The organism is uncultured Litoreibacter sp. (genome assembly GCF_947501785.1).
GTDB lineage: Bacteria > Pseudomonadota > Alphaproteobacteria > Rhodobacterales > Rhodobacteraceae > Litoreibacter.
Map to the genome: position 1 here is coordinate 2,761,886 of NZ_CANMXB010000001.1, position 11,848 is coordinate 2,773,733.

Annotated in this window: 11 protein-coding genes; 7 read left to right on the plus strand and 4 right to left on the minus strand. The window is 60.9% G+C overall.

What is annotated here, in order from left to right; translation table 11 throughout:
* Positions 1-3 precede the first annotated feature (3 nt).
* On the minus strand, positions 4-843 hold the full coding sequence (locus Q0899_RS13725; protein ID WP_298294880.1) for a peptidylprolyl isomerase: 840 nt from the start codon (positions 841-843) through the stop codon (positions 4-6).
* A 192-nt stretch (positions 844-1,035) separates the two neighbouring features.
* Here Q0899_RS13725 and secA point away from each other — a divergent pair, with 192 nt between their 5' ends.
* From secA to Q0899_RS13740, 3 genes are all read left to right on the plus strand, one after another.
* Positions 1,036-3,735 carry a preprotein translocase subunit SecA gene (secA, locus tag Q0899_RS13730; protein WP_299193486.1) on the plus strand — a complete coding sequence of 900 codons (2,700 nt, stop codon included), beginning with the start codon at positions 1,036-1,038 and terminating at the stop codon, positions 3,733-3,735.
* 104 nt (positions 3,736-3,839) lie between these two features.
* On the plus strand, positions 3,840-4,685 hold the full coding sequence (locus tag Q0899_RS13735; protein WP_299193488.1) for a hypothetical protein: 846 nt from the start codon (positions 3,840-3,842) through the stop codon (positions 4,683-4,685).
* Between the two features lie 79 nt (positions 4,686-4,764).
* Entirely contained in the window at positions 4,765-6,240 is a 1,476-nt protein-coding gene (locus Q0899_RS13740) for a substrate-binding domain-containing protein (protein WP_299193490.1), read from the plus strand.
* On the opposite strand, the gene radC is transcribed toward Q0899_RS13740, so the two are convergent.
* Both radC and map read right to left on the minus strand, forming a co-directional pair.
* Complete coding sequence (gene radC, locus Q0899_RS13745) at positions 6,233-6,985, minus strand: DNA repair protein RadC (protein WP_299193492.1); 753 nt, start codon at positions 6,983-6,985, stop codon at positions 6,233-6,235. The genes Q0899_RS13740 and radC overlap by 8 nt on opposite strands.
* A gap of 35 nt (positions 6,986-7,020) precedes the next feature.
* A complete protein-coding gene (map, locus tag Q0899_RS13750) occupies positions 7,021-7,836 on the minus strand; it encodes a type I methionyl aminopeptidase (RefSeq protein WP_298294889.1) in 816 nt (271 codons plus the stop codon).
* Positions 7,837-7,937: 101 nt separating this feature from the next.
* Here map and Q0899_RS13755 point away from each other — a divergent pair, with 101 nt between their 5' ends.
* Genes Q0899_RS13755 through Q0899_RS13770 form a run of 4 tightly spaced genes read left to right on the plus strand, consistent with a single transcriptional unit; the run spans position 7,938 to position 10,881 of the window.
* Positions 7,938-8,660: a molybdopterin-binding protein gene (locus Q0899_RS13755; protein ID WP_299193495.1), complete on the plus strand. Its 723-nt coding sequence runs from the start codon at positions 7,938-7,940 to the stop codon at positions 8,658-8,660.
* Positions 8,660-9,370, plus strand: a complete 711-nt coding sequence (locus Q0899_RS13760) for an N-acetyltransferase (protein ID WP_299193497.1) — start codon at positions 8,660-8,662, stop codon at positions 9,368-9,370. Before Q0899_RS13755 ends, Q0899_RS13760 begins: the two co-directional genes overlap by 1 nt.
* 9 nt (positions 9,371-9,379) lie before the next feature.
* Positions 9,380-9,943 (plus strand): peroxidase-related enzyme, encoded by a 564-nt coding sequence (locus tag Q0899_RS13765; RefSeq protein ID WP_299193499.1) that lies wholly within the window; start codon positions 9,380-9,382, stop codon positions 9,941-9,943.
* Between the two features lie 44 nt (positions 9,944-9,987).
* Complete coding sequence (locus Q0899_RS13770) at positions 9,988-10,881, plus strand: OmpA family protein (protein WP_299193501.1); 894 nt, start codon at positions 9,988-9,990, stop codon at positions 10,879-10,881.
* 42 nt (positions 10,882-10,923) lie between these two features.
* Here the strand turns inward: Q0899_RS13770 and Q0899_RS13775 are convergent, their stop codons facing one another.
* Complete coding sequence (locus Q0899_RS13775) at positions 10,924-11,829, minus strand: LysR family transcriptional regulator (RefSeq protein ID WP_298294900.1); 906 nt, start codon at positions 11,827-11,829, stop codon at positions 10,924-10,926.
* Between the last annotated feature and the right edge of the window lie 19 nt (positions 11,830-11,848).

Genomic DNA, 11,848 nt, shown 5'->3' on the forward strand with positions numbered 1-11,848 from the left:
TGGTTACTTCGACAGAAGCTCTACCTTGCGGATGATCGTAGGATCAATCTCTACTTCGCTCCTGACCACGTCTGCGGCATCGGTGATCTGGTCGATCTTCTCCTGCAGCTTGTTGCCGCGGATCTGTTCAATCAGGTCGGCGCGCATCTCGTCCAGGCTTGGGGCGTTTTTGGTGCGGCTTTCGTTCCGTTTGACCACGTGCCAGCCAAACTGGGTCTGCACCGGTTCGGACACGCCGCCATCTTCGAGGGCGATCACTGCGGCCTCGAACGGGGGCACCATCTGGCCTTTGCCGAACCAGCCCAGAGCGCCGCCCGACGGGCCGCTGGGGCCGGTGGATTTTTCCTGTGCAAGCTCTGCGAAGTCGGCGCCTTTATTGAGCAGCTCGATCAGCTCTTTTGCTTCTTCCTCGGTTTCCACCAGAATGTGGGCGGCGTTGAATTCCTGCTCAGGCTCTATATTGCCGAACTGGGCGTCATAAGTGGCCTGAAGGTCGGCGTCGGAAACCTCTATGTCGGCGGCGCTTGCCAGAAACTCATTGGTCAGAAACGCGCGGCGTTCGTTCTCCAAACCCAATATGGTTGCCTCCGACAGGTCCTTTTCCATCTCCTGCTGCAGCGCGGTTTGCTGGATCAGTTGTTCCAGGATGCCGTCATAAAGCCGCTGGTCTTCGATCTGTTTGTATTGTTCCGGCAGCCGGTCTTGCAGGGTGATGACGTGGCCCAGCGTGATCTCGGTTCCGTTGACCGTTGCCAGGACGGTGTCCTTGTCCTGCGCGGCGGCTGGTGCGGCCAGCGTGACCGCCATGCCTGTCGCACGCAGAAGTGTAGTAAATTTGCCCATGAAACCTGGCTCCTGTTGGGTCACGGGACCCCCCGCGCCGTTGACACTATAACGACCGCCTCTTACATCACATCAGGTCCAAGGCGGCGTCGTCTTGGGCAATGAGATATGGTGCGTAGGACGCTTCGGCAAGCGGCACCTTCACACGATGATGTTAAGCGGCGTGGACGCGCCGCAGTGAGGCAGAGAAATATGCTGGGTCTGGGAACGATTTCCAAAAAGGTTTTCGGCACGCCGAACGACCGCAAGGTCAAGGCCGTGCGCCCGCTGGTCGCCAAGATCAACGACCTTGAGCCAGAGTTTGAAAAGCTGTCTGACGACGAGATCAAGCAACGCACCGAAGACCTCGCGATGCGCGCGCAAAAGGGCGAAAGCCTTGACGCGCTGCTGCCCGAAGCCTTCGCCAATGTCCGCGAGGCCGCGAAACGTGCGCTGGGACTTCGCGCCTTTGATACGCAGCTGATGGGCGGCATCTTCCTGCACCAAGGAAACATCTCGGAAATGAAAACCGGTGAGGGTAAGACCCTTGTGGCCTGTTTCCCCGCCTATCTGAACGCGCTTGCGGGCAAGGGTGTGCATATCGTCACCGTCAACGAATACCTGGTGCGTCGTGACGCCGAATGGATGGGCAACGTGTTCACTCAGCTTGGCCTGACCACCGGCGCGGTCTACCCGCAGCAGCCTGATGACGAGAAGAAAGTGGCCTACGCTGCCGACGTCACCTACGCCACCAACAATGAGCTGGGCTTCGACTACCTGCGCGACAACATGAAGTCCTCCCTCGATGATATGTCGCAGCGCGGCCATTTCTTCGCGATTGTGGATGAGGTGGACTCGATCCTCATTGATGAGGCGCGGACGCCGTTGATCATTTCCGGCCCGTCGCAGGACCGGTCCGACCTGTACCTGCAAATCGACAAGCTGATCCCCGAGGTGCAGGAAGACCATTTCAAGCTGGACGAAAAGACCCGCGCCGTCACCTTTACCGACGAAGGCAACGAATTTGTGGAAGAGCGGCTGCACCAAATGGGCCTGCTTCCCGAAGAACAGAGCCTGTATGACCCCGAAAGCACCACCATCGTCCACCACGTGACCGAGGCGATGAAAGCCCACAAGGCCTTCCACAAAGACAAGGACTACATGGTCCGCGACGGCGAGGTGATGCTGGTTGACGAGTTTACGGGCCGCATGATGCAAGGCCGCCGCCTGTCAGGCGGTTTGCACCAGGCGATCGAGGCCAAAGAGGGCTGCGACATCCAGCCGGAAAACGTCACGCTCGCCTCTGTTACGTTCCAGAACTATTTCCGGCTCTATGAAAAGCTGTCCGGCATGACCGGCACGGCATCGACCGAGGCGGAGGAATTTCAAGAAATCTACGGCCTCGGCGTGGTCGAAGTACCCACGAACCGCCCTATTGCGCGGATTGACGAGCATGACGCGATCTATCGCACAGCCGCCGAAAAATACGCCGCCATCGTCGAAGAAATTCAGGCCGCGAATAAAGCCGGTCAGCCGGCTTTGGTCGGCACTACTTCAATTGAGAAATCCGAATACCTGTCCGAGCTGCTGACCAAGGCCGGTGTGGAACACAACGTCCTGAACGCCCGCCAGCACGAGCGCGAGGCAGAGATCGTGGCAAATGCCGGTAAGCTGGGCGCGGTGACCATCGCCACCAACATGGCCGGTCGCGGCACCGACATTAAGCTTGGCGGTAATGTCGAGATGCAGATCATGGAAGCCTTGGCAGCGGACCCGGATGGGGATGCCGACGCCATCTGCGCCAAGATCGAAGCCGATCACAAGAAGGCCGAGGATGAGGTCAAAGCCGCAGGCGGGCTGTTTGTTCTGGCTACGGAACGTCACGAAAGCCGCCGGATCGACAACCAGCTGCGTGGTCGTTCCGGCCGTCAAGGTGACCCGGGCCGGTCCTCCTTCTTCCTGTCTTTGGAAGATGACCTGATGCGGATCTTCGGGTCCGATCGGTTGGACAAGATGCTGTCCACCCTCGGTATGAAGGAAGGCGAAGCAATTGCGCACCCTTGGGTCAACAAATCGCTCGAAAAGGCGCAGGCCAAGGTGGAGGGTCGCAACTTCGACATCCGCAAGCAGCTGCTGAAATTTGACGACGTGATGAACGACCAGCGGAAAGCCATCTTCGGCCAACGCATGGAAATCATGGAGGCCGAAGAGGTTGGCGAGATCGCGCAAGACATGCGCCATCAGGTGATTGACGATCTGGTCGATCAATACATGCCGCCCAAAACCTATGCCGACCAGTGGGACACCCAAGGTCTGTATGTCGCGACCATGGAAAAGCTGGGCATCGACGTGCCGGTGATCGAATGGGCCGACGAGGAGGGCGTCGACAACGACGAAATCGCCGAACGGCTGTACAAGGCATCTGACGAGTTCATGGCCAAGAAGGCGGCTGACTTTGGCCCCGAGAACATGCGCAACATCGAAAAGCAGCTGTTGCTGCAGACGATTGACGGCAAGTGGCGCGAACACCTGCTGGCGCTGGAACATCTGCGGTCGGTCGTTGGCTTCCGTGGGTACGCGCAGCGCGATCCGCTGAACGAATACAAGAATGACAGCTTCCAGCTGTTCGAAAGCATGCTGGACGGGTTGCGTGAAGACGTGTCGCAAAAGCTGTCCCGCGTGGTGCCGCTGACCGAAGAGCAGCAGCAAGAGATGATTCAGCAATTCATGGCGCAGCAGCAAGCACAAGAAGCCGGGGCAACGGCAGCGGCGGCTGATCCCGAACCGGTTGCCGCACTTGCCAAAGGGTTCGACGAAAACGACCGTTCAACCTGGGGCAACCCGGGCCGCAATGCGCCGTGCCCCTGCGGGTCAGGCAAGAAATTCAAGCATTGCCACGGTGAGCTGGGCTAGGAAAATAAGGGCGGCGTAGCGACGTTGCCTCATTTTCGCCACAATCGACCCGCACCTTATAGGCCACTCAAAGAAACCGGAGTAACCGGACATGAGAGGCAAAAATGGGCAGACTTCTAAGCGTAGCGTTTGGCGCAGCTATTTCCTATGGCGGTGGGGCCAGCGCTGACACGATTGCACTTGCGGTCACGCCGCCGGTGCCATCCATAGAAGCGGCGCTGCCAAGCCTGCCCGATATCCAGATTGCGCGGTTCGAAACCGTTGCGCCCACCTATTCACGGGGCAGCCCGAGTAATTTCGCGCAGCAGGTGCAAGATCAGGCCGATACCAGCGCGTTCGGGCTCGCCTGCGCCGAGCAGATCAACGTCACGCCGGGCCCTGATGCCACGTTTTTGATCGAGGTCGCAGCGCCCTGCCGCCCGGAAGAACGAGTGTTGATCTCCTATGCCGGGCTGGCGTTCGACATGTCGCTGTCGATGACCGGTTACGCCCGGGCAGAGATCCCCGCATTGTCCTATTTCGCTGAAATTGACGCCGTTTTTGACGACTATTCAGTGCTAACGACCGATGTCACTGCCCCCGAAATCTACGAATACGTGCGCGTCGCGGTCGCGTGGTCCGATGGCGCGGATGCACGGCTGACCAGCAAGGCGCCACGTCACTTGCCGGTAGATGTCGTCACGTTGGGCGACGGGTCGGGCGCTGTTGCGCAAGTGCTGTCACATCGCATTGCGCCTGACGCCCGAAGGGGCGTGATCCGCCTCGGGCTGGTTGCGCCAGTCACCGCGACCAACTGCAACATCCCGCAAGAGGCCAGCATCCTGCAGCAGGTACCGGGTCGTCCGGTGCAACGATACGCGATGCGGCTCGCCCCTGCGGGATGCGACCGGATCGGCGACAATCTAGAGTTGAAAAATATCCTCCCAGACCTGAAACTCGCCTCGAATTAAGTCGGGCGGTCAATTGGGTCCTTTCTCACGCATCATATGCGCGGCATTGCTCTGCGCTGCACCTGCGGTTGCGCAGGATGTGGCGCTGACGTCCCGCGACGGGTCGGTGCGGATCGACGGCACGTTGCTCAGCTATGATGGCGAGTTCTACCGCGTCGATACAATTTATGGCCCGCTGACCCTTGATGGCGCGGGCGTCACCTGCGCCGGGCCGGGTTGTCCCGACCTGAATGCGTTCATCGCCGACGTCACCTTTTCGGGCACGCGGCGCATGGCAGATGTGTTGATCCCCGCGCTCATTCAGGCCTTTGCCGAACGCAATCAGCTGACGCTGACGCGCGAAGTGGTCGATGACACGCAGTCCACTTTCATCCTCAGTGACGCTGAGCGTGTCCGCGCGCGGTTCGGATTGCGCGCCACGACCACGTCAGAAGGCTTTGCAGATTTGATCGCGGAAGAGGCCGACATTGCCCTCGTCCTACGTGAACCGCGCCCGGTGGAAGAACAGATGGCGGCGTCATCCGGGTCGGGCAATTTGGTGAAAGGCCGCCGTGCGCGGGTGATTGCGTTGGACGGGATGGTCGCAATTGTCGCCCCTGACCAGCCGGTCAAAGACCTGTCGATGGAACAGCTGGCCGCCGCGTTTTCCGGCAACGCCACAAATTGGACCGAGATTGGCGGCGCTGATGTGCCGATCATTGTGCAGGCTCCGCCACCCAACGCAGGGCTGTCGGAAGCATTTGAGGACCGTGTTTTGGCCCCGAATGGCGTCTCAATGACATCCAACGCGACCCGCCAGCCCGCGCTTGAAGATCTTGCCGACGCCGTCGCGGGGGACAGTTTCGCAATCGGCCTGACCACGCTGAGCGAGATTGGCAACGCCGATCCTGTGCGCATCTCTGGCTCTTGCGGGTTTGAACAAGCCCCTAGCGTCGCCGCCTTGCGCACCGAAGATTACCCGCTGACGTTGCCGTTGATGTTGTTCACGCCCGCGCGCCGCCTGCCACTGGTCGCACGCCAGTTTATGGATTTCACGGCTTCGTCTTCCGCCGATTTGGTGATCCGGCGGGCCGGCTTTGTGGATCAGGCGATCACATCGTCGGACTTCAACACCCAAGGTGACCGGTTGGCCCATGCGATCAGCGCGGTGGGGGACGAGGTCCCAATTGAAGAACTCAAACGCCTGGTTGAAACCCTGCGCGACCGCGACCGCCTGTCGACGACCTTTCGCTTCGAATCCGGCACCAAGCTGGACGTGCAATCCAGCGAGAACATCCTGCGTCTCGGCCGCGCGTTGGAGACGGGTGAATTCGATGGCAAGACCCTGATGTTTGTGGGCTTCAGTGATGGCGAAGGTCCGGCGCGGCCTAACAAGGCGCTTGCCCTGCGCCGCGCGCGGTTGGTCATGGGACAGGTGCGGGACGCATCCACCATTGCGGATTTCTCCCGCATTCAACTGCAAAGTGACGCCTTTGGAGAGGCGCTGCCCATGGCCTGCGACGACACCGCTTGGGGCCGCGCGATCAATCGGCGGGTTGAGGTTTGGGTCAAATAAGGCCGTCCGCGCGGAAGGACGTGTGTTGCGATCTTCCAATGATCAGGTGGTCATGTAGCTGCAAATCCAGGGCTTTGCCCGCCTCCTGCACGGCCTTTGTCATGGCAATGTCTTCGTGCGACGGGGTTGGGTCGCCGGATGGATGGTTGTGCACCAAAATGAAGGCCGATGCGTTCAGTTCCAACGCGCGTTTCACGATCTCACGCGGGTAAACCGGAACATGACCCACGGTGCCGCGCCCTTGCGCCTCATCCGCGATCAGCGCGTTCTTGCGATCCAGATACAGCACCCTGAATTCTTCGACCTCCAGATGCGCCATGCGGGTTTGGCAATAATCCAACAGCGCGTCCCAGCTGGACAGAACTTCGCGGTGCATGACTTTGGCCCGGGCCAGCCTTTCGGCGGCGGTCTGCACAATCTTCAATTCCTGAATGACGGCGGACCCGACGCCCTGCACCTCTGCCAGCCGCGCGGGCGGGGAGGAAATGACCCTGTTGAAATCGCCAAACTCGAAGAGCAACCGTCGCGCCAACGATTTGACCTCGCGCCGCGGGATGGCGCGGAACAGGACCAATTCCAGCACATCCTCGTCCGGCAAGGCGTCCGACCCGCGTTCCATGAACCGGCTGCGCAACCGCGCGCGGTGCCCGTCCAGCCCTTCGCCGCCCTTCAGATGGGGGGAGAGGCGCGCGGCTTCCAAGCCGGGCAAAGCCGTTTCCGAGAACTCAAATTGTTGATCCGTCATGCACAACAGATCGGACGATTCGATTTAAGGGCGGGTTAAACGCCGTAAGTCGGGTGAAATTTGTTGCCCGGCGACAGGGTGAAAATCTCAAACCCGTTGGCCGTCACCCCGACCGAATGTTCAAACTGCGCCGACAACGACTTGTCGCGGGTCACGGCGGTCCAATCGTCGGCCAGGACCTTTGTCTCGGGTCGGCCCAGGTTCACCATGGGTTCGATGGTAAAGAACATGCCCTCTTCCAGAATCGCGCCGGAGGACGGCCGCCCGTAATGCAAAACATTGGGCGGCGCGTGGAACACCCGCCCCAGCCCATGCCCGCAAAAGTCGCGCACCACGGACATGCGATGCGCCTCGACATAGGCCTGAATGGCGTGGCCAATGTCGCCAAACGTGTTGCCCGGCTTCACAGCCTCAATGCCTTTGAACAGGGCGTCATGGGTAACCTGAATCAGCCGCTCCGACTTGCGGTTCAGCTTGCCTGCGACATACATCCGGGAGGTGTCGCCAAACCAGCCATCGACGATAACGGTGACGTCAATGTTCAGGATGTCGCCGTCCTTCAATGTCTTGGTGCCGGGGATGCCGTGGCAGACCACGTGGTTCACCGAAATGCACGACGCGTGCTTGTAGCCCTTGTACCCGATGGTGGCGGATTTCGCGCCGGCGGCCTTAACCTCATCCTCGATGAACCTGTCCAGTGCCTCGGTCGTGGTGCCGGGCACAACCAACGCGGCCACGTCATCCAGAATGCGTGCGGCCAGTTGGCCCGCTGCCTTCATGCCGGCAAAATCCGCTTCCTCGTGGATGCGGATGCCTTCCTTGGTGATGCGTCCCCGGTGGGTGTCGTCCATGGTCTTGGGCCTCATGCGTCTTCTTGCGGCTTACATAGGAGAGAATGGTGGCGGCTTCTACCCCATCGCGTTACATCTCGTCTCAATTGAAGGGACACGCCATGCCAAACCCCACCGCCGCGATGCTTGTTATTGGTGACGAAATCCTGTCGGGCCGCACCCGCGACGCCAACATGTATCACCTTGCGGGCGCGCTGACGGAGGCGGGGATCGGGTTGCAGGAAGTGCGTGTCGTCTCGGACGATCACGACCGGATCGTGACCGCTGTTCAGGCTCTGTCTCAGGGCTACAGCCATGTTTTCACCTCCGGCGGGATCGGGCCAACCCATGATGACATCACCGCTGACGCCATCGGCGCGGCCTTCGGGGCGCATGTGGGTATCCGCGACGATGCCCGCGCGTTGCTTGCTGCGCATTACCAGCGGCAGGGGTTGGAATTCAACGCCGCTCGCAAGCGCATGGCGCGCATTCCTGACGGGGCCACATTGATCGACAACCCGGTGTCTATTGCGCCGGGGTTCACGCTTGGCAATGTGCACGTGATGGCCGGGGTGCCGAAGGTGTTCAACGCCATGGTCGCCTCTGTTCTGCCGACGCTCACCGGCGGCGCCCCCTTGCTGTCGGAAACGCTGCGGGTGGAGCGTGGCGAAGGCGATATCGCAGGCCCATTGGGAGAGGTCGCGGCGCAGATGCCGGAACTGTCTTTCGGTTCCTACCCGTTCCAGAAAGACGGCGTGTACGGGTCAAACGTGGTCATCCGCGGCCCGGATCGGGACGTGCTCCTCGCCGCCGCGGCCAAGCTGTCAAAAGCGTTGGGCTTGTGATGGATCGCGCGAGCCTCATGCAAGTGGTCGAAGCGACCTGGCCTCCTGAGCGGCAATTCAGCGAAGGGCCCTGGGTGTTTCGGCAAAGCAAGGGCGGCGGCAAACGGGTGACGGCGGCGTCCTCTGACCAAGAGGTTGGCAAGGATGATATCCGGCAAGCTGAGGCGCGGATGGCAGAGCTGGGTCAGCCCGTGCTGTTCACCTTGTCGCCGGACCACAATTTCGACCCTATCCTTGCTGAACTTGGTTATGAGCTGGTGGACAGGACCCGGCTCTACCATGCGGAAATTGACGGCTTGGCGGCCCGCGAAGTCCCGCCGGTTACCGCATTTCCGATCTGGCCGCCGCTGCAACTGGCCCGCGACATCTGGGCGGAGGGTGGGGTCGGCCCCGACCGTGTTGCGATCATGGAGCGGGCCGAATGCGACAAGACCTGCATCCTGGGCCGCGTCAATGACCGCGCGGGCGGGGCGGTTTATGTCGGGCTGCACAACGGCTGCGTCATGGTGCACGCGCTCGAAATTCTCGAAACCCAGCGCCGCTTCGGGCTGGCCACGTCGCTGATGATCGCCGCCGCGCAATGGGGCGCGGAACGCGGCGCCACCGATATTGCGCTGCTGGTCACGGAGCAAAATGCGGGTGCGAACGCGCTTTATGCCTCGCTGGGCATGGCGGCGCAGGACGGTTATCATTACCGCGTGAAACGCTAAGGACCCAATATGACCCAAGTCACCGCCCTTGATCTGCCCATGCTCGACCCGCTGCCGGAGCGGATGGCCAAGTATTTCGCCATCTGCGAGGAGAAATTGGGCCTCGTCCCCAACGTGCTGCAGGCCTACGCGTTTGACGAGGAAAAGCTGAACGCATTCTCGGCGCTCTACAACGATGTAATGCTGACAGAATCGGGTCTCACCAAGCTGGAGCGGGAGATGATCGCGGTGGCGGTCTCGGCGGTGAACCGGTGCTTCTACTGCCTTGTCGCCCATGGCGCGGCGGTGCGCGAACTGTCCGGCGATCCGCAATTGGGCGAGGCGCTGGTGATGAACTACCGCGTTGCTGACCTGAACGCGCGGCAACGCGCGATGCTGGACTTCGCGGTGCTGATGACGGAAGCCAGCTACACGATCGAAGAGGGCGACCGGCAGGGTCTGCGCAATGTCGGTTTCACCGACCGCGACATCTGGGACATCGCGGCGACGGCGGGGTTCTATAACATGACCAACCGCATGGCCTCTGCGGTTGATATGCGCCCCAACGCTGATTACCACGCAAAGCATCGGTGAGGCGGCTGGCCCCATATCTTTTGGCGGCCGTTGCGGCGCAGCCGGTGGCGGCGCTTGATTTGGCCTTCTCGGGTCCGGCGACGCAGACCTTTACCGGCACTGAAGCATTCGCCAGTTACAAGCTGCCCATCGGCCCGTTCCGCGACGGGGCCATAGCAACGCTGGTCGCCGAAGGCCCGCGCCTGCAAACCGCGTGGAAGGTCGAATCTGCCAGCGGCACCACGCTGGGCGTGGCCGACAACCTGCGCCAACAGATCGAGGCGGTGGGGTTCGAGCTGCTTTACGAATGCGAAACGCAGGAATGCGGCGGATTTGATTTCCGGTTTGAAACCGAGGTGCTTCCCGAACCCAACATGCATATCGACCTCGGCGATTACCGCTATCTTGCGGCGCAAAGGCTGGGCGGGGCCGTACCGGAATATCTCAGCCTCTTTGTCAGCCGTAGTGCGACGCTGGGCTATGTGCAGATGATCCTCATCGGCGGCGGGGAAGAGGCCGCGACCGAGGTCACCACCACAACGCAGACGCCCACCGTCCGGCCGACGGTTCAGCCTGTTAATCTGGGACCGTTGATTGAGCGGTTAGAGACGCGCGGCTCGGCCGTCTTGCAGGATCTGCAGTTTGAAACCGGGTCGTCGGAATTGGCCGAGGACAGCTATCAAACGCTGCAGGTGCTGGCGGATTACCTGAAGGCCAACCCGTCCCGTACCATCGCGCTGGTCGGCCACACCGACGCCGAAGGGTCGCTGCAGGGCAATATCGGCCTGTCGCGCAAACGCGCGCAGGCGGCTGCGAATTGGTTGGTGAAGTTGGGGGTCCCAAGCGGGCAGGTTGAGGCGGACGGCGTCGGTTATCTGGCCCCCGTGGCAAGCAATTTGACCGAAGAGGGCCGCACCCAAAATAGACGGGTCGAGGCGATACTCACCTCGACCCAGTAATGTGCCGCCAACCACGGTCGGCACGAGGGGAACTGTTTTGGCCTACCAGGTCTCGGGGCCCTTTTCCTTGAACGCCTCGACAAGGAAGTCGATGAAGGTCCGCACTTTCGGCTGCGTGTAGCGGCCCGGCGGGTAAACGGCGTAGATGCCCTGGTCTTCGGTTGGCAGGCCCGGCATGGCCTCTTCGACCAGACCGTCGGCCAATGCGTCGGCGTAAAGGAAGCTCGGCAAGTACGCGATGCCCAGGCCGGACACGCAGGCGTTCAGCAGGGATTGCCCGTCATTGACGGTCAGCCAACCTTGGGTCCGCACCTGACGTTTCTCGCCAGACGGGGCGGTCAACTTCCAGACGTTGCCGGCAGATTGGTTGGAATAATGCAGCAGCTTGTGCTCGTTCAGATCGTCGATCTTCTCCGGGCGGCCGTATTGTTCAAAATAGCTTGGTGCCGCGATCAGGCGTTTGGTCGTCTGCGTCAGCTTGCGTGCACGCAGGGAGCTATCTTCCATCTCGCCAATGCGGATGGCCAGGTCAAACCCCTCGGAAATCAGTTCCACGTAGCGGTTGTTCAAAACCATATTCACTGTGATATCAGGGAAGTCCGCAAGGAAGTCACCCAGAATGGGCGACATGTGGTTCACCCCGAAATCAGTGGCGACCGAAATGCGCAGCAGGCCAGATGGCGCGCTTTGCATCGACGACACCAGCGCATCAGCCTCGCCTGCATCATTCAACACGCGGCGGGCGCGGTCATAATAGGCAAGCCCAATTTCCGTAGGTGAAACACGGCGGGTCGTCCTGTTCAGAAGGCGCGCGCCCAGGCGGCTTTCCAGGGACGACACGTGCTTTGAGACGGCGGATTTGGAAATCCCCATCTTGCGCGCCGCGTCGGTAAATCCACCCTGGTCCACAACCGTGGCGAAGGCTTCCATTTCTGTCAGACGATCCATTCAGGACACCTCAATAACT

Bases quoted from the DNA above. Each gene is read 5' to 3' on its own strand.
- Q0899_RS13760 (WP_299193497.1), top strand. From the start codon at position 8,660: ATGGATCGCGCGAGCCTCATGCAAGTGGTCGAAGCGACCTGGCCTCCT.
- Q0899_RS13765 (WP_299193499.1), top strand. From the start codon at position 9,380: ATGACCCAAGTCACCGCCCTTGATCTGCCCATGCTCGACCCGCTGCCG.
- Q0899_RS13735 (WP_299193488.1), top strand. From the start codon at position 3,840: ATGGGCAGACTTCTAAGCGTAGCGTTTGGCGCAGCTATTTCCTATGGC.
- Q0899_RS13725 (WP_298294880.1), bottom strand. From the start codon at position 843: ATGGGCAAATTTACTACACTTCTGCGTGCGACAGGCATGGCGGTCACG.
- secA (WP_299193486.1), top strand. From the start codon at position 1,036: ATGCTGGGTCTGGGAACGATTTCCAAAAAGGTTTTCGGCACGCCGAAC.
- radC (WP_299193492.1), bottom strand. From the start codon at position 6,985: ATGACGGATCAACAATTTGAGTTCTCGGAAACGGCTTTGCCCGGCTTG.
- Q0899_RS13755 (WP_299193495.1), top strand. From the start codon at position 7,938: ATGCCAAACCCCACCGCCGCGATGCTTGTTATTGGTGACGAAATCCTG.
- map (WP_298294889.1), bottom strand. From the start codon at position 7,836: ATGGACGACACCCACCGGGGACGCATCACCAAGGAAGGCATCCGCATC.
- Q0899_RS13775 (WP_298294900.1), bottom strand. From the start codon at position 11,829: ATGGATCGTCTGACAGAAATGGAAGCCTTCGCCACGGTTGTGGACCAG.